Below are 21991 nucleotides of genomic sequence, written 5' to 3'. Positions count from 1 at the left end.
CTCACGATTTGATTGCGCCCCTAGAATGGCCACCAGCTTCCCTCTGCGTTTGGGTCCACGCTCTCTGTAGCGTAAATATACTGGTCCCTGCCAACGTACCGGGTCAGCCAGGTGTAGTAGCGGTTGCCCACCTGAATTTGCCCGTGCACCTCGTCCTTGAGGAGGTCCTTCCAGTCTACGGCCAGCAGGGCCTTCTTGTCCACGTCCGCGCCCAGGGACCAGACGTTGCGCCCCGGATCGATGACGATCAGGGCCTTGGGGTCCGGGCTCAGGCGCATGAGCGAGCGGGGGTCGAAGCCCACGCCGATCAGGCCGCCGAAACGGACATCGTCGAAATAGGGCCGCCCTATGTACATCTCCGGGCCCAGGTCGGAGTAATCGACCACGGTCAGCAGGCTGATCTCGCGCCAGACGCCCTCGAAGACCAGCGGCTTGTTGATGCGCTTGAGCGGCAGCTGCGGCTGCATGAAGATGATCGTCCCCTGCTCGTCCGTGACCAGGACCCGGTCAACCCACGGGAAGCGGGCCATGAGCAGGTCGAGCCAGTCGATGCCGGGCAGGGTGTCCGTGTCGTCCACGAAGCGGATCAGCTGGGTCAGCGGCCCGTCAACCGGGGAGATGAGCTTGGCCAGCTTCTCCTGGTTGGGGTTGGTGAACTGGTAGCTGTCGGTGTCGATGACCGGCGGCGGGTCCACGAAGTCGCGCGTGGTGTGCCAGGTTTCCTTGGTGTATTCGGCGGTGGTGTCCCACATGCCGCAACCGCCGAGCAGTGCCGCGGCGGCCAGAATGGTCAAAAATAGATATCGCATATTCCCGCTTTCATGCAGGTCCGCTCCGCGCCTGAAGCCGGTGCGTTCCTGGCTGTTTGCCTACCCCTGGACCCGGGCCTCGAACCTGGCGGCCAGGGTCTCGAGGGTGCTGATCAGCCGGTTCTTGGCGTGTGCGCCGAAGGCGTCCGCTTCCCCGTCCGGCCCGTTGCCGTCCCGGCGGCGCTCCAACTGCACGATCCGGTCGCGCAGCTCGGCGCGGCGCTCGTCGGACACGGTTGATTGCAACAAATCCCGGTAGATTTCAAGTGCCCCCTCCACATCCCCCTGGGAGGCGAGCAGGTCGGCCATGGTCTTGGTCCGGAAGGAGCCGGTGCCGGGCCGGAAGTCGGGACGCGCGACGTCATCGTCGTCGAATTGCCGCTCCACGCGGGGCAGCCTGAAGGGCGGCGGCCCGTCCTGCGGGGGCGGCAGGGGCGCGCCCACCAGCCGGTCGGCCAGGGTGCCGATGCCCTCGAAGACCACGTCGGTCCACGTGATCACGTCGCCGGAAAGATTGGAGGCCACCAGCATCAGGAAGACGGCCAGGTCGCGCTGTTCCGGAGGCAGGCTCCGGGCCCAGCCGCGCCAGAAGGCGGGATAGTCGCGCAGGGGGTTGATGACCCGCTCGAGCTGCTCGTGGACCTCGGCCTCGCGGTCGAGTTCGGTCAGCAGCTCCACCAGGAGCATGCGCGCCTCAAGATAGTCGGGATGCCTGTCCAGCCCCTGACGCAGCGTCTTGACCGCGTCCTCGGGCTGCCCGTTCTCGACGAACAGCTTGGCGAGAGGGAAAAAGACCCGTGAACCGGGTTCCAAGGAGAGGACTTCCTGATACCATTCAATTTTCTTGCACATCGGCGGTTTCTCCGCGGGGTTGGTCCTTCTCATCCGGGAATATGTATAACAGCTCGTCCTTCTTGACAAAATTCATTTTCTCGCGGATGACCTTCTCCTGGTAGGCCTTGTCCGACTTGAGCTTGCGGATCTCCTGGCTCAGGTCCAGGCTCCGGGCGTCCACCGCCTCGATCTTCTGCCGCAGGACCTCGTACCGGTTCTTCAATTCCAGGTAGGCGAACACCCCCTGGTCGCTCCAGATCAGCCGGGTCAGCAAAAAGAGGTTGATGCAGACCAGCAGCGCCACGAATATCAATCTGCCGCGCATGGCTACTGCAACCTGCGCTCCGCGCCCATCCGGGGCTTGCGCCGCGACAGCGGCCCCTGCAATTCCTTGAGAAAGTTCGATGTCGCCGTCTCGATGCGCTCCACGTCCGATTCGCTCAGCTCAACCTCGTCGATCCGTTCGAGGAACGACTTGAGCACGGCGAATTCGTCCAGGAGGGAATGGCCGTTTTCCAACTGCTCCAGCTGGGACTCGAGATCGAGAATGGTCTGGAGGCAGTTGGTTATGCGGACAAGATGGTTGACCGAGCTGGAATCCGACATAGGTATCTCGCAGAAATGTTTGTCTCTCTTTACCTTGTAACCCATTTTTCGAGAACTTGTACAGTTGTGCCGTAGCAAAACTAGCATGTTACCATACCCCTGTCATCCCTGAAATTCCCAAGTTTGGACAAGGGGTTGCCGGGCATTCTCCGAGGCGGTCCGAGCGGTTCTCGATTTTTTCTAGACTCGTCTCCGAAACAGACATCGCTCCTTTGACGGACCGGCCTCCCCTCGCCCGCTGCGGCGCTCCCGGTCCGGTCAGCCCTCTTCCGGGGTCCCGATCCACTTCTTGTAGAAGTTGTACAGGTAGTGCCCGCCGGAGACCACGGTCAGGACCAGCGCGACGTACAGCAGCACGATGCCGGTGGGCCGGGGGTCCCAGCCGAAGAGCGGGTAGTGGAAGATCAGGAAGCCCACGGCCAGGGACTGGGTCAGGGTCTTGGCCTTGCCCAGCCGGTCCGCGGCGATGACCTCGCCCTGCTCCGCGGCCACGGCGCGCATGCCGGTCACAGCCAGCTCGCGGCAGATGATGATGATCACCACCCAGGCGGGCACGCCCCACCCCGGCCCGAGCCTGACCAGCATGATCAGGGCCGAGCCGATGAGCAGCTTGTCGGCCAGGGGGTCGAGAAACTTGCCCAGGTTGGTGATGGTGTTCTGCTCACGGGCGATCTTGCCGTCGAAGTAGTCCGTGACGCAGGCCAGGAAGTACAGGCCGAAGGCGAAATACGAGCCGAATTTGAATCCGAACCACATCTCGAAGTAGAGCAGCAGCACGATGAAGGGCGCCGCCAGAATCCTGGCCATGGTCAGGCAGTTGGGAAGATTGAAGACTTTTTTCCTGTTCATCGTTCCCGCCTTTAGGTGTTTGTGGTCGAGGCCGCCTCAAGGCTGTTCTGGGCGGCGGCCGCGATGGTCTCCGCCAGTTCGAGGAACGCCTTTTTGGCGAAGGACTCCTCCTCCATCAGGACCACCGGGACGCCCATGTCTCCCGCCACCACCGTGGTCGGGTCCAGGGGGATGGCGCCGAGGAAGTCCAGGCCGTACTTCTCGGCCAGGGCCTTGCCGCCGCCCTTCTTGAACAGGTCGATGGACTGGTGGCAGTGCGGGCAGATCAGGCCGCTCATGTTCTCCACCACCCCGAGGATCGGGGCCTTGGCGTACTGCAGGAAATTGATGGACTTGCGCACGTCGGACAGGGAGACCTCCTGGGGCGTGGTCACGACCACGGACAGGGCGTCCGGGATGGTCTTGAGCACGGTCATGGGCTCGTCGCCGGTGCCCGGAGGGGAATCGACCACCAGGAAGTCCAGGTCGCCCCACTGCACGTCGGAGATGAACTGGCGGATGGCCGAGGTCTTCATGGGACCGCGCCAGAGCACGGCCTGGTCAGGGTCCTTGAGCAGGGACTCCATGGAGACCACGTGGAGGTTCTCGTTGTATTCCTTGGGCAGGATCAGGGAACCCCGGTCCACGTCCAGGGTGCCGGAGATGCCGAGCAGGGTCGGCACCGAGGGACCGTGGATGTCCACGTCGAGCAGGCCGACCTTGAAGCCCCTGGCGGCCAGGGCCGCGGCCACGTTGACCGAGACCGAGCTCTTGCCCACCCCGCCCTTGCCGCTCATGATGAACAGCTTGTACTTGATCTTTTCCAGGGTGGACTTGATCATCTCGTCCTGGATCTTCATCTTGGCGCTCGGCTTGCCGTCGCCCCCGCCGCCGCAGGAGCCGGAACTGCACTCACTCATATCTTCTTCTCTCTTTATCGCTTTCTCCCGCAAAGGAGACCCTATTCATTGCGCGCGGTCGGACAACCGCTCCAACACGAACACGACGAGCACGCCCGCCGCGAACAGCCCCAACGCCAGAACCACCTCCCCGCTGAAACCGTCGGGCAGGACGTTCTGCGTCCGCAGGACATGTATCTTCCCACGAATGACCGTGGATTCCAAGACTTCTTTCCAGGGCCAGACTTTTCGCAAGGCCCCGATCATGAACCCGGTGAGCACGCTCACCGTGGCCGCGTGACAGCGGTTGAGCAGGAAATGCAGCACCCTGGAGAACAGGACGATACCCACCACCGCCCCGGCCGCAAAGGTCGCCAGGACCACGAAATTGTCCCACAGGAACGGATTCTTGAGGGTCCGGGTGACGTATTCGTACTTGCCGAGCATGAGCAGCAGGAACGCCCCGCTGATGCCCGGCAGGATCATGGCGCAGATGGCGATGGCCCCGCACAGAAAGATGAAGCCCGTGGTCTCGGGCGTGGTCACCGGGATCATGCCCACCAGGAGGTAGCTGCCCACGGTGCCCAGCAGGACGAATCCCATGTTGACCGCGTTGAACGGCCTGATCTCGCGTCCGACCACGAAGATGGAGGCCGCGATGAGCCCGAAGAACAGGGACCATATCTCCACCGGCCGGTTGTTGAGCATGTAGTTCATGAACCCGGCCATGGTCACCACGGCGGTCAGGATGCCGAAGAGCAGGCAGGCCAGGAAGCGCAGGTGCACCTCGGCCAGGGCCCCGGTCAGGTCCAGGCGTAGCAGGCGGCGCAGAAAGGCCACGTCGAAGGAACGGATGGCGTCCACCAGCTGGGAATAGATGCCGGTGATGAAGGCGATGGTCCCGCCGGACACGCCGGGGATGATGTCCGCCCCGCCCATGCACAGCCCCTTGAGCCAGAGCATGGCCCCTTCGCGCAGGTCCTGCGGGCCTGGGCTGGCCATGAAGGCCGCCCGAAAGGTCTTTTTCCCGTTGCCGTCGCCCATGCCTTCCACCCTACCAGCCATGGCTGCCCACCAGGTCCACGAAGGCCACGCCGCCCTTGTCCGTCTGCTCGACCCGGCCGTCCCTTTTCTCCACCAGGACCAGGCTCTGGCTGCGCCGGGACGCGCCCACCGGGATGAGCATGCGGCCGGGGTCGGCCAGCTGGTCCACCAGGGGTGCGGGCACCGTGGGGCCGCCCGCCGTGACGATGATCCGGTCGAACGGGGCCTCCTCGGGCCAGCCCAGAGTCCCGTCGTCCAGCTTGAGCTTGACCGAGAACATGCGCATGTCCATGAACCGCTTGCGTGCGGCGTGGAAGAGCTTCTTGATGCGCTCCACGGTGTAGACCTCGGCCCCCATGTGCGCCAGGACAGCGGCCTGGTAGCCGGACCCGGTGCCGATTTCGAGCACCTTCATGCCCGGCTCCACCTGCAACAGTTCGGACATGAGCGCCACGATGTACGGCTGGGAGATGGTCTGCCCCTCGCCGATGGGCAGGGGCCCGTCGCTGTAGGCCTTGTAGGCCAGGGCCTCCTCCACGAACAAATGGCGCGGCAGTTCCCGCATGGCCGCGAGCACGCGCTCGTCGGTCACGCCGCGCGCCTGAATCTGGTCACGCACCATGCGCTCCCTGAGCCTTACCGGGTCAACCATCGTCTCTCCTGGGGATACGGCGTTCCATGAACGAAAACACCTGCGGGATGCTGAACAGATTTTACCCGCCAAGTCAACACGGGGGGCAAAGAATACCCGGAAAGGGAGCAGAAATCTTGACACATTTCCCGCATTGACCGACAGTATCGGTAGACCCAGGAGGAGCTATGCTGAAGGTGAGAGATCTCATGACGTCGCCGGTCTTCTCCCTCAGGGAGAACGATTCGCTGCATACCGCGCGGGAACTCATGGACCTGCAACGTATCCGGCACATCCCCATCGTCACCGTGGACAACGTCTTCACCGGGCTGATCACCCACCGGGACATCCTGTCCGCGACCATCTCCAAGCTGGCCGATCTCGACCCCGAGACCCAGAAGGAGATCGACTCCGGCATCCCCATCCACGAGATCATGCGCGCGGACATCGTCTCGGTGGAACCCGACACCTCCCTCAAGGAAGCCGCCCGGCTCCTGCTCAACAACAAGTACGGCTGCCTGCCCGTGGTCGAAAACGGCGGCCTGGTCGGCATCGTCACCGAGGCCGACTTCCTGCGCCTGACCATCAACCTCATGGAGGGGTTGGAACAGGACGGCTGATCCCGCCCCGGAGGCCCCCCCGCCCTCCGGACGGCACCACAAAAAAACACGACCCCCCCCCGGACGCCCCGCCCGCGACGGGTTCCGCGTTCGCGTTCCCGGCGGCCGCGCCGCGCCTTCACGTCCGCTTCGCGGAGTTTTCACCTTCTTCCCTTGTGTCCTCTCATGGAGTGTTATAGAAATAGTCTAGATTTCATCACACAGGAAGTACCATGAGCAAAGACACCAGCCTGAGCAAAAAGAAAAGCGGCGGCAAGCTGCCCCTGGGGGGGCTGCTCGCCATCATCGTCCTCCTGGCCCTGTGCGCCGGGCTCTTCATGATTTTCCGCGACACCACGCCCCCGGTGGTGGCCATCGCGCCCGACACGGCCCAGTTGGGCAAGGGGTCCGTGGTGACCGTCACGGTGACCGACCCCGGCAGCGGCCTCAAGTCCCTGGAGATCTACGCGGTCCAGGGCGACAAGCGCCTGCCCCTGGCCGCCAGGACCTACCCCGGCGGCATCATGCAGGTCGAGGAGAACATCCTCCTGGACTCCGCCACCATGACCGAAGGCGCGTTCACCATCGAGGTCACGGCCAGGGACTCCTCCCTTTATCCCTTCGGCGCGGCGGGCACCACCCGGACGGACAGGACCTATTCCCTGGACCTGACTCCGCCGCGCATCTACGTGGAATCCCCGGTCAACAACCTGAACCAGGGCGGGGCCGGGCTGATGGTCTACGCCCTGAGCGAAGAGGCGGCCAAGACCGGCATCCAGGTGGGCGAGCGGTTCTTCCCGGCCTACCTCCAGCCCGGCGGCTCGGGCAAGTTCCTGTACTACTGCATGTTCGCCCATCCCTGGGACGTCGCGGTCAAGGACTTCCAGCCCTTCGTGGTGGCCGAGGACGCGGCCGGGAACAGCGCCAAGCGCTCGTTCAACTACCACACCAACGCGCGCGTCTTCCGGCATGACCAGATTTCCCTGTCCGACAGCTTCATGGAGCAGACCATCCCGGAATTCCAGGGACTGGTCCCCAACCAGGGCAGCCTGCTCGACCAGTACCTGTACATCAACAACACCATCCGCAAGGAGAACCGGGCCAGGCTGGTGGAGTTCAGCCGCCAGACCAGCCCGACCATACTCTGGTCCGGCCCGTTCGTGCGTCTGCCCAACGCGGCCAACCGGGCCCGCTTCGCCGATGCCCGCGACTACATGTACAAGGGCAAGAAGGTGGACTTCCAGACCCACCTCGGCCTGGACCTGGCCAGCATCCAGCACGCGCCGGTCCCGGCGGGCAACGACGGCCGGGTGGTCTACGCCGACTTCCTGGGCATCTACGGCAACGTGGTCGTCCTGGACCACGGCCTGGGGCTGCAATCGCTCTACGCCCACCTCTCGTCCATCGCCGTGCACCCGGGCGACATGGTCCAGAAGGGCCAGATCATCGCCCACACCGGGGCCACGGGGCTGGCGGGCGGCGATCACCTGCACTACGGCATCACCGTGGGCGGCATCCCCACCCAGCCCATCGAATGGTGGGACGGGACCTGGATCAAGCACAACATCGCCTCGAAGATTCGATAAAAGAAAGCCCCCTCCGACGAGGGGGCTTTCTTTTGCCTTTCGCTCCTTCCCGCTACAGGGCCGCGACCACCTTTTCGGCATTGGCCAGGATCTCATCCCGGTCGCGCAGGCCGTCGAGGAACCGCTTGGGGATGCCGTCCAGGCCGTTGAGGGCCCCGGACAGGGCTCCGGTCAGGCAGGCGCGGGCCATGTTGTTGCCCCCGCCGTTGACGGCCGTGAGCACGGCGGTCTCGAAGTCGGCGAACCGGCTGGACAACCAGTAGGCCGCCGGGACCATGAAGCCGAGCTGGCAGGCCAGGCCGTATATCTGGGCGATGCGCTCGGGCGGGTCCACCAGGATGTCCCGGTCCACCGCCGCCTCGTGCACCAGGCCGGGCTGGAGGAAGACGTCGATGAGCGCCCGGTCCACCTCCTTCTGGGCCCAGCCCATGAGCGACTTGCCGGACTTCTCCAGGGTCTTGCCCCGGATCAGGCGGCACACGGCCAGGATGAAGGCCAGGGACTGGGCGGCCACGAAGGGCTCGGCGTGGGTCAGCCGGATGTTGGCCATGGCGTGGGCGGCCAGCTCGCGCGGCTCGTTGGCGTAGCGCGCGGCCAGCACGACCCCGCGCACGGCGGCCTCGCCCGAGTCGGACAGCCCGGCGGCCTCGGACCAGGGCACGCCTCCCTTGCGCGCCTGCCAGACCTCGCGCATGGCGATGTCCGTGTACCGCCCGCCCTGAGGCGTGCCGTCGATGGTTTGCAGAAACTCGTCCAGCCGGGCCGTGAAGTCGGCCTCGTCGTACCCGCCCCGCTCGGCCAGGGAGGCCAGCAGGAGCAGGGAGACCTGGCCGGTCTGGGACACATCCCCGGCCTTGCAGCCGTCGTGATAGCGCCCCGGTTTGGGCGGCCGGTAGTCGGTGATCCAGTCGCCGTAGTCGGCGCGCAGCTCGTTCAGGTCGTAATACCAGTGCGGGCCCAGCCCAAGGGCGTCGCCGACGAACATGCCGACCACCGCGCCCAGGGCGCGGTCCCTTCTCGTCAATTCGCGCATGGGAACCTCCAGGTTCCCTCAAGACTACACGAAAAAAGCCCGACGGCAAGGCCGACGGGCTTTTGTTTCACGATGGATCGAACGGAGCTACTGGCGGGCGGGCCGCCGGAACTCCTCCTTGAGCAGTCCGGCCGCCACGGGAGCCTCGCCGTGGTTGCGCACCCAGACGTTCCGGGAGCCGCCCTCCAGGGCCTTGTCGATGACCTGGTCCATGGTCTTGACCGGGATGACCTCGAGGTCCTTGAGGATGTCCTTGGGCACGTCCTGGAGGTTCTTCTCGTTCTCGGCCGGGATGAGCACGGTCTTGATCAGGCCGCGATGGGCCGCCAGGAGCTTCTCGCGCAGCCCGCCGATGGGCAGGACGCGGCCGCGCAGGGTGATCTCGCCGGTCATGGCCAGGTCGTTGCGCACCGGGATGTTCAACAGCGCCGAGATAAGCGCCGTGGTCAGGGTCACGCCAGCGGACGGACCGTCCTTGGGGGTGGCACCGTCCGGCACGTGGATGTGAATGTCAATGAGCTTGTAGAAGTCGGGCTTGAGCCCCAGCAGGTCGGACCGGGAGCGGATGTAGGACACGGCCGCCCGCGCGGACTCCTGCATGACGTCGCCGAGCTTGCCGGTGATCTCCACCTTGCCCTTGCCGGGCATGAGGACGACCTCCACCAGGAGCATCTCGCCGCCGAGCTGGGTCCAGGCCAGGCCGTTGCACACGCCCACCTGGGGTTCCTCCTCGCGCTCGCCGTAGGTGTACTTGGTCACGCCCAGGATCTTCTGCAGGCTCTGCTTGGATATCTGGATGACCTTGTCGCGGTCGTGGTCCTCCACGATGCGCATGGCGGACTTGCGGCAGATGGAGGCGATCTCGCGCTCCAGGTTACGCACGCCCGCTTCCTTGGTGTAGTAGCGGACCACGTCCAGGATGGCGTTGTCCGAGATCTTCAGGTTCTCGGGCTTGAGGCCGTGCTGTTTGATCTGCTTGGGCACCAGGAACCCCTTGGCGATCTCGACCTTCTCGGTCTCGAGGTAGCCGGGCAACCGAATAATCTCCATGCGGTCCTGCAGCGGCAGCGGAATGCCTTCCAGGCTGTTGGCCGTGGTGATGAAGAAAACCTTGGACAGGTCGTAGTCCAGGTCCAGGTAATGGTCGTTGAAGGCGTAGTTCTGCTCCGGGTCCAGGACCTCGAGCAGGGCCGCCGACGGATCGCCCCGGAAGTCGGCGGACATCTTGTCCACCTCGTCCAGGCAGATGACCGGGTTGTTGAACTTGACCCGCTTCAGGGACTGGATGATCTTGCCGGGCATGGCCCCCACGTAGGTGCGCCGGTGGCCGCGAATCTCGGCCTCGTCGCGCACGCCGCCCAGGGACAGCCGCAGGAATTCGCGATCCATGGACCGGGCGATGGACCGGGCGATGGACGTCTTGCCCACGCCAGGAGGGCCGACGAAGCAGAGGATGGGACCCTTCATGGTCTCCACCAGGGTCTGCACGGCCAGATATTCGAGGATGCGCTCCTTGGGCTTCTCCAGGCCGTAGTGATCCTCGTCGAGGATGGCCCTGGCCCGGGCGATGTCCACGTCCTTGTCGTCCTTGTAGTTGTCCCAGGGCAGGTCGAGCACCCAGTCGATGTAGTTGCGGACCACGGTGTACTCCGCACTGGACGACTGCATGGTCCGCATCTTCTTGATTTCCTTGCGGACGCGCTCGCGATTCTCCTGGGACATGGGCTTGGCGTCCAGCTGGGCCTCCAGCTCCTGCGCCTCGGCCTGCGGGTCGTCGTCGCGGCCCATCTCCTTGTTGATGGCCTTGACCTGCTCGTTGAGATAGTACTCCCGCTGGTTCTTCTCCATCTGGTCCTTGACGCGCCCCTTGACGCGCTTCTCGATGGAGACGATCTCGATCTCGCCGAGCAGCAGCTCGTAGACGCGTTCGAGACGGCGGTTGGGGTCCAGCTCCTCGAGAATCTCCTGCTTGCGCGAGAAGTCGATCTTGAGGTGCGGCATGATCTGGTCGGCCAGCTGGCCCGCGTCCTTGATGGTGGACATGGCCAGGATGGCCTCGGGGGCCACCTTCTTGTTGACCTTGCCGAACTCCTCCAGGGAGTCCTGGACCGCGCGGATCAGGGCCTTGCCCTCGGCCGTGTCCACGCCGGAGTCGTCCAGCACGTGGAAGCGGGCCTTGGGGTAGTCCCCCTCCTCTTCGGCGTAGGGGATCATGTCCACGCTGGGGTCCCAGGTGGCGCGGGACACGCCCTCGAAGAGCACCTTGATGGTGCCGTCGGGCAGCCGCAGCATCTGCAGGATCTTGCTGACCGTGCCCACGCGGTACAGGTCGCCCGCTTCGGGGTGTTCCTTTTCCGGGGACTTCTGGGTGACCAGGAATATCTGCTTGCCGTAGTCGGCGACCGCGGTCTCTATGGCCTTGATGGAGGCTTCGCGCCCCACGAACAGCGGGACGATGGATTTCGGGAACATCACCACTTCCCTCAGCGACATCATCGGGAGGGTCATGGGATCAGGGGATTTCTTGCCGTCAAAACCGAAAGTCGGCATTGATTCCTCCGAGGGTTAGAATAAGGCGTTTCCCCGTTGCCGGGGAAGGATACCGCCGATGTACGGAAGGTAAGGCCCACGGACGGAATGTCAATCCGAACCGTTCTAGGCGGACTTCACTTCCTGATGGTACAGCAGGAGCGGATCCATGTCCTTCTCGACCACGGCCGCGTTGATCACGCACTCGCGCACGTCGGGCATGGCCGGGAGCTTGTACATGATGTCGAGCATGGTCTTTTCCAGCACGTTGCGGAGGCCGCGCGCGCCGGTCCGGCGCTCGATGGCCTGCTTGGCGATGGCCGTCAGCGCGTTCTCGGTGAAGGTCAGCTCCACCTTGTCCAGCTCGAACAGCTTGCGGTACTGCTTGATGAGCGCGTTCTTGGGCTCGGTCAGGATGCGCACCAGGTCCTCCTCGGTCAGCTCCTCCAGGGCGGTCTGCACCGGGATGCGGCCGACGAACTCGGGGATCAGGCCGAACTTGATCAGGTCCATGGGCTCGGCCATGCCGAACAGTTCGCCCAGACCCATCTCCTTCTTGGCCTCGACCTTGGCGCCGAAGCCCATGCCGGAGCCCTGCTTGCGCTGCTGCACGATCTTGTCCAGGCCGATGAAGGCGCCGCCCAGGATGAACAGGATGTTCGAGGTGTCCATGCGGATGAACTCCTGCTGGGGGTGCTTGCGCCCGCCCTTGGGCGGGATGTTGGCCTCGGTGCCCTCGATGATCTTGAGCAGGGCCTGCTGCACGCCTTCGCCGGACACGTCGCGGGTGATGGACGGGGAGTCGCCCTTGCGCGCCACCTTGTCGATCTCGTCGATGTAGATGATGCCGCGCGAGGCCGCGTCGATGTCGTAGTCCGCGTTCTGGAGCAGCTGGACCAGGATGTTCTCCACGTCCTCGCCCACGTAGCCCGCCTCGGTCAGGGTGGTGGCGTCCGCGATGGCGAACGGGACCTTGAGCACCCGGGCCAGGGTCTGGGCCAGGAGCGTCTTGCCCGAGCCCGTGGGGCCGATGAGCAGGATGTTGGACTTGTCGATCTCCACGTCGTCACCGCCCGAATTGGCGGCGGCGTAGAAGACGCGCTTGTAGTGGTTGTGCACGGCCACGGACAGGATCTTCTTGGCCTGTTCCTGACCGATGACGTACTGGTCCAGCAGCTCCTTGATCTCCTGGGGAGGGAGCAGGCGACCGTCCTCGAATTCCTCGCTGATGGTCTCCTGGGCCATGATGTCGTTGCACAGGGCCACGCACTCGTCGCAGATGTATACGTCGGGCCCGGCGATGAGCCGTTGCACCTCCGCCTGGGTCTTGCTGCAGAACGAACAGCACAGATCGGATGAATTGTTCTTCTTGTCGATGGTCATGGCGATTAACCCTTGATGCTTTCGTCCACGTCCGCCCGCGACTTCATGACCTTGTCAATGAGGCCGTACTCGAGGGCTTCCTCGGACGACATGAAATAGTCGCGGTCCGTGTCCGCGGTGATCTTCTCTATGGACTGGCCCGTGTGCCGGGCCATGATGCCGTTGAGCTCGTCCTTCATGCGCAGAATCTCCTTCGCGTGGATGGAGATGTCCGACGCCTGGCCCTGAGCCCCACCCAGGGGCTGGTGGATCAGGATGCGGCTGTGCGGCAGGGAGTAGCGCATGCCCTTCTCGCCCGCGCAGAGCAGCAGGGAGGCCATGCTGGCCGCCTGGCCCATGCACAGGGTGGCCACCGGCGCGGAGATGTACTGCATGGTGTCGTAGATGGCCATGCCGGAGGTGACCACGCCGCCGGGCGAGTTGATGTACATGTAGATTTCCTTTTCCGGGTCCTCGGACTCCAGGAACAGGAGCTGGGCGCAGATCAGGCTGGCCACGTGATCGTCGATGGCGGTGCCGAGCAGAATGATCCGGTCTTTGAGAAGCCGGGAATAGATGTCGTACGCGCGCTCCGTGCGACCCGTTGTTTCGATGACCATCGGGATGGCGACCATGTATGTCTCCTTGAAGGCTCTTGGGCGGTTTATCGGATGTCCGGAGGGGAAACGTCAACCCTCGCGCACCGTTGGCGGAGGGCACAACGCCCGTATCCTCTCAGTTTTACGTCATTCAGTATGAGATATTTCCCCTGTAAGGACAAGGGGAAACTTGCCCCGCTGCCGGAACCAAATAGGCATCCGGGGGGCAAGGTCAAGGGCGGCCCGAAAAAAAGCGGCGGCCCGGAAGCTCCCGGACCGCCGCCTGTCTGGTATCGTTCGGGAAAGGCCTAGGCCTGTTCCTCCTCGTACTTGTCGGCGCGCTCCTGGAGCTTGGCCAGGGAGTACCCCTTGGCCGTGGACTCCTTGATGCCCAGGTTGGCCACGGCCCATTCCACGGCCTCGGCCTTGTCCTGGAACTGGATGCCGGACTTCGCCTCCCCGGCGGGCGCGGCCTCCGCACCCTTCTCGGCCGGGGCGGGCGCGGCGATCAGCTTGACCTCGGCGGAGTCGTAGATCAGCTCCGAGGCCTTGTCGCACAGCAGACGGTCCTTGAGGGGCACGATGAGGTTGTTGTCCTCATAGTACTTCTTCAGCTCGTGCAGGGGCTGGCGGGACTGCATGGCCAGCTGGGACAGGGTGGTCTCGATCTCCTCGGGGGAGATTTCCAGCCCTTCCTCGGCGGCCACGGCCAGGAGGAAGATTTCGGTCTTGACCGAAGCCTCGGCCTCGGGGCGGAAGCTCGAACGCAGCTCCTCGGGGGTCTTGCCCAGGGACTGGAAGCCCTTGCCCTGGCGATCCAGGCGGTATTCCAGGTCCTTGAGCAGCCGGTCCACGCGATCCTCGACCATGGCCGGCGGCAGTGGGAACTCGGCGATGCCCTCGATGATGCCCCGGAGCAGTTCGCTCTGGGCGGCGGCCTTGTTCATCTGCTTGCGCTGGGAGGCGTAGGACTCGCGAATACCCTTGCGCATGGTCTCCACGTCCTTGAACCCGGCCTTCTGGGCCACGGAGTCGGTCATCTCGGGCTTGATGCGCTCCTTGACCGCGTGCAGCTTGGCCTTCATGGTCACGGTGCGGCCGGCCAGGTTCTCGTTGATGAAGTCGGCCGGGAAGGTGATGTCGGTCTCGCCGCCCTCGCCCGGGGACAGGGTCTTGATCAGCTCCTCGAACTCGGGCAGGGCCTGGTTCTGACCCAGGACCAGGTCGAAGTTCTCGGCCTGGATACCCTCGACGATGATGTCGTCCTGGTAGGCGCCGAAGCTCACGGAGGCGACCTCGCCGTCCTTGGGCGGACGGTCGTCCTCGATGACCTTGACCTCGGCGTTGTTCTCGAGGATGCGCTCCTCGACCTCGGTCACCTCATCGTCGGACACGACCACGTCCACTTCTTCGACGGTCAGCCCCTTGTACTCGGGCAGGTCGAGCTTGGGCGCGACCTCGAACTCGATGGAGTAGGTGAAATTCTCGTCGCGGACCAGTTCCTTGGCATCCACGTCGATGCGGGACATGGGCTGCATGGAAAGGCCGTTCATGATCTCGTTGATCTGGTAGTTGATCAGGTCGGTGGTGGCTTCGCCATACACCTGCTTGCGGAACTTGGACTCGATGATCGAAGACGGCACCTTGCCCTTGCGGAAGCCCTTGACGTCGGCCTGCACACGGTACAGGGCGATGGTGGCGGAGAGAGCGGCATTGACCTCTTCGGCGGGGACCTCCACGGTGATCTTGCGTTTCACCGGGGAGAGTTCTTCAACATTGTATTCCATGAGACGTATCCTCCTCGAACGCCTGGGCAGGCGCGTATATATGGCATTTTGTGGTGCGGGCGGAGGGACTCGAACCCCCAAACCGTGAGGTACCAGATCCTAAATCTGGCGCGTTTACCAATTCCGCCACGCCCGCAAAAAGAACGTGCTGTTTAAGCAAGCTCTCGCGCATATGTCAACCTATAGGGACGTTGCGGGCACGGAAATCTACACTTCGTCGGGGTTTTCCGCCAGTCGGCCCGAAATATCCCGCACCCCGGCCAGCAGTTCCGTCATGTCCGGGGCCAGCACGTACAGGACGGACTCCCGGCCAATGCCCCCCGGATCGCCCAGGACCCGAACCGACTCCGGGGCCGGATGCTCCTTGAGGGCCGCCAGGCCGCCCCACTCCTCGAAGCCGTCCTCGGCGACGTCCACGTACTCCGGCCGCCCGTCCCAGTCCATCCAGGCGACCTCCATGCCCAGGGCCTCAAGCGCCCCGCGCACGGCCACGCCGCCCCCCAGGGTCATGACGCAGCCCACGTCGGGTCGGGCCCGCCGGGCGGACAGCAGCAGGCTCGCCGCGCGTCCCGCCACCCCGAATTCGGGACGGCCGACCACGTCCACCCTGCTCCGGCTCACGGACGTGAACCCGCCGGGGAACCCGGCCACGTCGGCGGCCGAGTCGGCAAAGGGCAAGGCCACGGCCACGTCGGCCCGGCCGCGCGGCAGCAAGGCCTTGAGCCCGGTGGCACCGGTCAGCCGACGACCCAGGTCGTCCACGGCCGCCAGGACGCCGGCACGCGCCCGCTCCTTGAGCCACGGGGCCAGGTGGTTGGGCGGTCCGCCCCCCTCGCCCAGGCGGTACCCGGCGCGCAGGGCCAGGTTCAGGTACTCCTGGCCGCGCCGGATGGCCTGCCCCATTTCCAGGCCGTGGGCCAGGCCGGTGGCGATGGCCGAGGACAGGGTGCAGCCCGTGCCGTGGGTGCAGTCGGTGGACACCCGCTGCTGCATGAACGGGATAGGCTCTGCGCCGGAGGTCATGTACCAGTCGGTCACGGCCAGGGAATCGGCGTGCCCGCCCTTGATGAGCACCGCCCTGGGCCCCATCTCAAGGAGCATCTTCCCGGCCAGGAAGACGTCCTCGCGGGTCCTGACGGCGATGCCCGTGAACAGCTCGGTCTCGGGCAGGTTCGGGGTCAGCAGGTCGGCCAGGGGGAACATGCGCTCCACCATGGCCTTTACCGCATCGTCCTGGAGCAGCTTGCCCCCGGAGGTGGCCACGCAGACCGGGTCCACCACTAAGGGAAAGGTCTTCCTGCGCAGAAGGGCCGCCACGGCCTCGATGATCGGGGCGGAAAAAAGCATGCCGGTCTTGGCCGCGTCCACCCGGATATCGTCGAGCACGGTCTTGAGCTGCAGGGCCACGAACTTGGCCGACGGGGCATGGATGCCGGTCACGGCGGCGGTATTCTGGGCGGTCAGGGCGGTGATCACGCTGGCCCCGTATCCGCCGAGCATGGTGATGGTCTTGAGATCGGCCTGGATGCCCGCCCCGCCGCCGGAGTCGGACCCGGCGATGGTCAGGACGCAGGGAAGTCGTTCCATGGTTCAGCCTCCAAAAAAACAACGATCATCGGCGGGTGCGGACACCTGCAACCGACAATCGCAACGAAAAGGCGGGGACGCCCCCGGGGTGGCGGATCAACCGCAGGACAGCTTGACGTAGTCTTCGACCGAAACGCCGTTCCAGGCCTTGCTGACCCAGTAGGCCGTGGCCCAGATCATCAGGGCGGTGGCCTGAAGATCGGTCAGGCGGCGCAGCTTGACCTCGAGGTTGGACTTGCTCGCCCCGTGCTGGATGTGCACGCTGTGCTCGTCGCACGCCTCTTCCACCCGAAGCAGCAGGTACGCCTGCTTGGACTGGTTGGGCAGCAGCTTCACTTCCCGGTGGGACTCGAGAATGGTCTTCAGTTCGGCCACGGAAAAGTCGCTCGACACATTGCGGATGGACTTGAAGAAGACGTCCACGGCCCACGGCAGGATGAACTCGGCTCCGGCGCTCTTGGTCTTGAAATAGTCCTTGAGCCATTTTTCCTGATCATGGGTAATTCTAGCAGCGACCTGGGGCATACCGTCTCCTCCAAAAGAACCGCGAAACATGGTACCTGATAGTATATTTGGCAGTAGCTATATAAAGGAAACTGCCGAATCAATCAAGAGTTTTTCTAGAAGAAGATTAAAACAATTACGGCCGTTACCCGTTGAAAACAGTCTTCAGCTGACGGAACAGGGTGAGCAGCAAGGCGTCGGGCGCGTCGTTGCCGTCGATGTTCAGACGAATGATTTCCGTGACCGTATTCCGGCTCGGCGTGACCGTCTTTTTGGCCACCAGGATGATGTTCTGCTCACGACCGCTCTCGCCGTCCTGCGTGCGCACCACGAGCACCCAGTGGCCGTCCTGGCGCTGCCAGGAGGTCTCCAGGGCAACGGTGGCCGACTCCTTGCGCTCTATGAGCTGGACGAAGTCCTGGAGGGAGAAATGCTTGCGCTCCTTGCCCTGCACCCCGAGGTACTCGCCCCCGGAGGCGATGACCAGCGGGCTGGCCAGGAACTCGGCCGGCGGGAAGTCGATGATCCCACCGCTCTCCCCGGCGGTCAGCCTGCGTTTGAGCGCGGCCACCTCCTCGCGCAGGACGCGGACGTCCTCCTCCCGCCGCGAGGCCTCGGCCTCGCGCTCGGCCCGCAGGGCGGCCACCTCGTCGCGCAGGGAACGTATCTCGCTGCGGAACAGGGACTGGTTGTCCAGCGCGTCGGTCATCCGGGACAGCACCCCGGCCAGGTCCTGGACGACACCGGGAGAAACTGGCTGTTCAAATCCTTGATCAGACTGTTGATCATTCATGAACATACCGAATTTCAAGGCTAATTCATGTTCAATTTGTTCAGTTGACCAATTGTCGTTGAACATCCCTCGAATCCTCCTGAAGATTTCCAAGACCTCTACCGGATAGCGCGTACGCCGTCCGCCACCGCCTTCCGACGGGATGAAACGCTCAAATTTATCCTTGTAATACACAATGGTGGACGGCGGGATATCCAATCGCCGCCCCACTTCGCGCAAACTGATAAATTTTCTGTTCATCGCGGCCGCCTCTGTTGATCACTAATCATTTAATTGGACATAAACAGAAATACTCCGCCATGTCAACCTCATTTTGATCAGCTACAAACAACATTGATCAATACTATCGGCAAAAAAAGGGGCGCGGCAACCAGGTTGCCGCGCCTCCGGACAAAATCGCCCGGTACCTGAGAGCTACTTTTCCAGTGCTCCGCGGACTTCCTTGAGGGACTCCAGGATGCCCTGCATCTTGTCGCGCAGGGCCTGGTCTTCGAGGGTGTTGCCGAGGTAGGCGGACTTCATGGCCATCTCGTTGACCATGTCCAGGGCGAGCAACCGCTTCATCTCAAGCGGAAGCCCCTCCTCCATCTTGACCATGCGCCCGTCGAGCTGGCTGACGTCCTGGCGCAGTTCGCCCAGACTCTTGACCTCTTCGGTCAGCCCGGCGATGTTCCGGTTCATACCGAAGAAAAAGATGACCAGCAGCACGACCACAAGCAGGGAGACGATGACCGCGACCTTGCTCATATCCCGGCTGGTGGCGTTGACGGCCGCAGCCGGAGCGGCCTGCGCAGCGCCTTCAGCGCCCTCTTTCTCTGCGTGAACCGCTTCCAATTTATGGATTTTATTCCCGTCAGAACCCATGTTACTCTCCATTGATTGTGCTTTGTTGGATATCCACGTCTCAATGCGTTATCGTATACTGCACCCGGCGCGAGGAATCAAGGCCGATGCGCCCGGAAGGCCGTATCTTCACCCTTTGCGGCGGTCCCGCCCCGGACGCATGAATCTTTTTCACCGTAAAGGTTAAATACCTTGACACACGCAGCCGTATGTTGAATACGATGTAGCTGCGGTGAAACATTAACAGTACAACATTGGACGCGGATTTACCGCTTCAACACTGCATGTCCGATAGTCCGAACAACTAGGAGGTTTCCATGGAAGATTACTTGCAAGAAGCGTTGGAGATCGTGAAGGCGCAGGCAAGCGTGCGGACCATGACCGAGGAAGAAATTACTTCCATGGTACAGAAACTTGCCGCAGGCATCAAAGCCATTGCCGAGGGCGAGGCCGTTGACAGCGCAATGCCCGCCACCATCGACCCCCAGAAAGCCATCCGGGAGAAATCCATCCTCTGCTGCGCCTGCGGCAAATCCTTCAAGGTGCTGACCAAGAAGCATCTGGCCACCCACGGCATGACCCCCGAAGAGTACCGGGAACAGTACGGCTACAAGAAGAAACTGCCCCTGGTGTGCAAATCCCTGCAACGCGAGCGTCGCAAGAAAATGAAGGAAATGCAGCTCTGGACCAAGCGCGGCAAGAACAAATAGCGCCACGCCCAACACAGGACATTTCAAGGGCGATGCCGGTCTGCACCGGCATCGCCCTCATTTTTTCGGCTTATGTCGGGCCATGTAATGCCTCCGCAACGGGTCCACGATTAAACGCGCAATACGCCCCCGTTGAAGACCATCCGCTCGGCTGTGCGGTCGTTCAGGTTGTCCAGGAGATGCTGCGGCGACCTGACGCTTATCAGGACCTTGCTCTCCCCGGTCCTTCCGGTGACGTGCGGCGCAAAGAAGGATCGCGGCAGACGCAGCGAATCCCGCCCCACCGTCACGGCTTCAGCGTCCGCTCCAACATCAGGTCCAGGGTGTCCTCGATACGCTTCCACCCGGCCTCGGAGCGCACGTCCACCCCACCCAGACTGCGGTGCATGCGCGAGCGCACGGCCAGAAAATTGACCGCTGCGGCCAGGATCATGACCAGTGCGGTCAGATCCACCTCCTCGGGCGGATCGGTCCGCATCAACTCGAAGAATTCGAGGGCGGTACGGACTCGGACCTCTTCCAGGGCCCGGGTCAGGTCGTTGCGCACCACCCCTTCCCAGGCCAGGATTTCGAGTGTCTGCGGCCGGCGCAGGATGGCCCGCAGATAGCGACGGAAAAACTGGGACATGAGCTCGTGCGGGGCCATGTCGCGGATATGCTCCGCGTCCTCGCCGAGCAGTTCCTCGGCCGTGGGCCAGAACTCCACGGTCCGGCCGTACTCTGCGACCAGCCCCTGCAACCCCTGATAATAGCGATAGATCAGCTTCTTATCTACCCCGGCCTCACGCGCGACCAGGTTGACGCCCAGCCGCTGGAACCCGACCTCGGCCAGGACCTTGCCCACGGCCTTGACCAGCTTCTGCTTGGTGATTTCCTTGTTCCGGATGGGGATGACCTTGGGAACAGCCTGCAATTTCGCCATAACCCCTCCCATGGCGTTACGATAATACGGCCAAGACCAGTATCTCAAACACCTCCCGACCAAGCAAGGACATTTCCCGCCCTGGAACAATTCGCGCGTCGCCAACACTCGAAGCGACAGAGGGTCTCGCCACGCCTCCAACCGCGAGCGCCGGCAGCCCCTCCGTCGCGGGCAACCCCAGCCTTCCCTCTGGAGCGCCTTGGTGCGCATAGCGCACCAACAGCGGCTCTCTCCTCCCGCGTCCGCACGGAGCGAGGCTTTCGAGAGTGGGTCGGATGTGCATTTTCCGAGGGGGACGGGCGACCGCAGCGTATTGCTCCATACGTGAGGATCGCCTGCCGCCTCGGAAACGGTGCGGGCGGCCCGCTCTCGGAAGCCGCTCGATAAAAAAGAAAAAGCCCCAGTCAGAGACTGGGGCTTTGGAAATATTCCTTGGCGGCGACCTACTTTCCCACACGCTACCATGCAGTATCATCGGCGATGGAGGGCTTAACTACCGGGTTCGGAATGGGACCGGGTGTACCCCCTCCTCCTTGGCCACCAAGAAAATTTGGTGAACTTGGAAGTTCGAATATATAAGTAAATAGGGGAAGAGAGAATTCCATTAGTTGTTAAATAAGCCGCACGATCTATTAGTACTGGTCAGCTGAACAACTTGCGTTGCTTACACCTCCAGCCTATCAACCTGGTGGTCTTCCAGGGATCTTTAGGGACATAATGTCCAGGGAGAACTTATCTTAAGGCGGGCTTCCCGCTTAGATGCTTTCAGCGGTTATCCTTTCCGAACTTAGCTACCCTGCTATGCCGCTGGCGCGACAACAGGAACACCATAGGTTCGTCCACCCCGGTCCTCTCGTACTAGGGGCAGACCCTTTTCAATTCTCCTACGCCCACGGAGGATAGGGACCAAACTGTCTCACGACGTTTTAAACCCAGCTCGCGTACCACTTTAAACGGCGAACAGCCGTACCCTTGGGACCTGCTTCAGCCCCAGGATGTGATGAGCCGACATCGAGGTGCCAAACCGCGTCGTCGATGTGAACTCTTGGACGCGATCAGCCTGTTATCCCCGGCGTACCTTTTATCCTATGAGCGATGGCCCTTCCATTCGGAACCACCGGATCACTAAGACCAACTTTCGTTCCTGCTCGAGATGTCTCTCTCACAGTCAAGCTCCCTTATGCCTTTGCACTCAACGGCTGGTTTCCAATCAGCCTGAGGGAACCTTTGCAAGCCTCCGTTACTATTTTGGAGGCGACCGCCCCAGTCAAACTACCCACCAGACAATGTCTCCACACCGGATAACGGTTATGGATTAGATACCTAAGTAATCAAGGGTGGTATTTCAAGGGTGACTCCACGCATACTGGCGTACACGCTTCAAAGTCTCCCACCTATCCTACACATGATTAATCAAATACCAATGTCAAGCTGCAGTAAAGGTGCACAGGGTCTTTCCGTCCTTCCGCGGGTAACCGGCATTTTC

21 protein-coding genes, 1 tRNA gene, 2 rRNA genes and 1 pseudogene (1 of these 25 cut by a window edge) are annotated in these 21991 nt (G+C 63.0%); 3 read left to right on the top strand and 22 right to left on the bottom strand.

The features are described 5' to 3' along the window. Window positions 1-20 precede the first annotated feature (20 nt). From DND132_RS01350 to DND132_RS01310, 8 genes are all read right to left on the bottom strand, one after another. Window positions 21-809 (bottom strand): hypothetical protein, encoded by a 789-nt coding sequence (locus DND132_RS01350; protein ID WP_041915655.1) that lies wholly within the window; start codon window positions 807-809, stop codon window positions 21-23. Window positions 810-869: 60 nt separating this feature from the next. After that, window positions 870-1661 (bottom strand): tetratricopeptide repeat protein, encoded by a 792-nt coding sequence (locus DND132_RS01345; protein WP_014320905.1) that lies wholly within the window; start codon window positions 1659-1661, stop codon window positions 870-872. Next, window positions 1645-1968: an FtsB family cell division protein gene (locus DND132_RS01340; RefSeq protein ID WP_014320904.1), complete on the bottom strand. Its 324-nt coding sequence runs from the start codon at window positions 1966-1968 to the stop codon at window positions 1645-1647. The genes DND132_RS01345 and DND132_RS01340 overlap by 17 nt, the downstream gene beginning before the upstream one ends. Window positions 1969-1970: 2 nt before the next feature. Next, a complete protein-coding gene (locus DND132_RS01335; protein ID WP_014320903.1) occupies window positions 1971-2249 on the bottom strand; it encodes a hypothetical protein in 279 nt (92 codons plus the stop codon). Window positions 2250-2507: 258 nt separating this feature from the next. Continuing rightward, window positions 2508-3098, bottom strand: a complete 591-nt coding sequence (pgsA, locus tag DND132_RS01325) for a CDP-diacylglycerol--glycerol-3-phosphate 3-phosphatidyltransferase (RefSeq protein ID WP_014320902.1) — start codon at window positions 3096-3098, stop codon at window positions 2508-2510. An 11-nt stretch (window positions 3099-3109) separates the two neighbouring features. After that, window positions 3110-3997 (bottom strand): Mrp/NBP35 family ATP-binding protein, encoded by an 888-nt coding sequence (locus DND132_RS01320; RefSeq protein WP_014320901.1) that lies wholly within the window; start codon window positions 3995-3997, stop codon window positions 3110-3112. 45 nt (window positions 3998-4042) lie between these two features. Then, window positions 4043-5041 (bottom strand): DUF368 domain-containing protein, encoded by a 999-nt coding sequence (locus DND132_RS01315; protein WP_238528269.1) that lies wholly within the window; start codon window positions 5039-5041, stop codon window positions 4043-4045. Next, a complete protein-coding gene (locus DND132_RS01310) occupies window positions 5031-5672 on the bottom strand; it encodes a protein-L-isoaspartate(D-aspartate) O-methyltransferase (protein WP_014320899.1) in 642 nt (213 codons plus the stop codon). The genes DND132_RS01315 and DND132_RS01310 overlap by 11 nt, the downstream gene beginning before the upstream one ends. Window positions 5673-5839: 167 nt before the next feature. Between DND132_RS01310 and DND132_RS01305 the strand changes: the two genes are divergently transcribed. Continuing rightward, complete coding sequence (locus DND132_RS01305; RefSeq protein ID WP_014320898.1) at window positions 5840-6271, top strand: CBS domain-containing protein; 432 nt, start codon at window positions 5840-5842, stop codon at window positions 6269-6271. A 212-nt stretch (window positions 6272-6483) separates the two neighbouring features. Then, window positions 6484-7836 (top strand): M23 family metallopeptidase, encoded by a 1353-nt coding sequence (locus DND132_RS01300; protein WP_014320897.1) that lies wholly within the window; start codon window positions 6484-6486, stop codon window positions 7834-7836. A 52-nt stretch (window positions 7837-7888) separates the two neighbouring features. Here the strand turns inward: DND132_RS01300 and DND132_RS01295 are convergent, their stop codons facing one another. The 11 genes and pseudogenes from DND132_RS01295 to DND132_RS01250 all read right to left on the bottom strand — a co-directional run bounded on the left by DND132_RS01295 (window position 7889) and on the right by DND132_RS01250 (window position 18777). After that, window positions 7889-8869, bottom strand: a complete 981-nt coding sequence (locus DND132_RS01295; RefSeq protein WP_014320896.1) for an ADP-ribosylglycohydrolase family protein — start codon at window positions 8867-8869, stop codon at window positions 7889-7891. Between the two features lie 87 nt (window positions 8870-8956). After that, window positions 8957-11419 carry an endopeptidase La gene (lon, locus tag DND132_RS01290; protein WP_014320895.1) on the bottom strand — a complete coding sequence of 821 codons (2463 nt, stop codon included), beginning with the start codon at window positions 11417-11419 and terminating at the stop codon, window positions 8957-8959. A gap of 105 nt (window positions 11420-11524) precedes the next feature. Then, entirely contained in the window at window positions 11525-12781 is a 1257-nt protein-coding gene (gene clpX, locus DND132_RS01285; protein WP_014320894.1) for an ATP-dependent Clp protease ATP-binding subunit ClpX, read from the bottom strand. Between the two features lie 5 nt (window positions 12782-12786). Then, window positions 12787-13395, bottom strand: a complete 609-nt coding sequence (gene clpP / locus DND132_RS01280; RefSeq protein ID WP_014320893.1) for an ATP-dependent Clp endopeptidase proteolytic subunit ClpP — start codon at window positions 13393-13395, stop codon at window positions 12787-12789. 272 nt (window positions 13396-13667) lie between these two features. Then, on the bottom strand, window positions 13668-15146 hold the full coding sequence (tig, locus tag DND132_RS01275; RefSeq protein WP_014320892.1) for a trigger factor: 1479 nt from the start codon (window positions 15144-15146) through the stop codon (window positions 13668-13670). 51 nt (window positions 15147-15197) lie between these two features. Further along, window positions 15198-15282, bottom strand: a tRNA-Leu gene (locus DND132_RS01270). A 71-nt stretch (window positions 15283-15353) separates the two neighbouring features. Next, on the bottom strand, window positions 15354-16733 hold the full coding sequence (gene thiD / locus DND132_RS01265) for a bifunctional hydroxymethylpyrimidine kinase/phosphomethylpyrimidine kinase (protein WP_014320891.1): 1380 nt from the start codon (window positions 16731-16733) through the stop codon (window positions 15354-15356). 96 nt (window positions 16734-16829) lie between these two features. Beyond that, the gene (locus DND132_RS01260) at window positions 16830-17258 is read right to left on the bottom strand and encodes a hypothetical protein (RefSeq protein WP_014320890.1); all 429 of its coding nucleotides are present in this window, start codon (window positions 17256-17258) and stop codon (window positions 16830-16832) included. 124 nt (window positions 17259-17382) lie between these two features. Then, entirely contained in the window at window positions 17383-17946 is a 564-nt protein-coding gene (locus tag DND132_RS18640) for a MerR family transcriptional regulator (RefSeq protein ID WP_238528392.1), read from the bottom strand. 117 nt (window positions 17947-18063) lie between these two features. Continuing rightward, window positions 18064-18270, bottom strand: a pseudogene (locus DND132_RS18635) (MerR family transcriptional regulator); the annotation flags it as partial. Between the two features lie 174 nt (window positions 18271-18444). After that, window positions 18445-18777, bottom strand: coding sequence for a hypothetical protein (locus tag DND132_RS01250; protein WP_238528249.1), 333 nt, complete (start codon window positions 18775-18777; stop codon window positions 18445-18447). 413 nt (window positions 18778-19190) lie between these two features. On the opposite strand from DND132_RS01250, the gene DND132_RS01245 reads away from it, so the two are divergent. Next, entirely contained in the window at window positions 19191-19583 is a 393-nt protein-coding gene (locus tag DND132_RS01245) for a Ros/MucR family transcriptional regulator (RefSeq protein WP_014320887.1), read from the top strand. A 286-nt stretch (window positions 19584-19869) separates the two neighbouring features. Here the strand turns inward: DND132_RS01245 and DND132_RS01235 are convergent, their stop codons facing one another. From DND132_RS01235 to DND132_RS01225, 3 genes are all read right to left on the bottom strand, one after another. After that, window positions 19870-20505: a TetR/AcrR family transcriptional regulator gene (locus DND132_RS01235; RefSeq protein WP_014320886.1), complete on the bottom strand. Its 636-nt coding sequence runs from the start codon at window positions 20503-20505 to the stop codon at window positions 19870-19872. Window positions 20506-20935: 430 nt separating this feature from the next. After that, a 5S ribosomal RNA gene (rrf, locus tag DND132_RS01230) occupies window positions 20936-21050 on the bottom strand. Between the two features lie 66 nt (window positions 21051-21116). Next, window positions 21117-21991, bottom strand: a 23S ribosomal RNA gene (locus DND132_RS01225); it runs 2064 nt beyond the window's last position.

Source organism: Pseudodesulfovibrio mercurii, from assembly GCF_000189295.2.
GTDB classification, from domain to species: Bacteria; Desulfobacterota; Desulfovibrionia; order Desulfovibrionales; family Desulfovibrionaceae; genus Pseudodesulfovibrio; species Pseudodesulfovibrio mercurii.
Note: the sequence above shows the minus strand (reverse complement) of the source record. Positions and strands in the feature narration are given on the sequence as shown.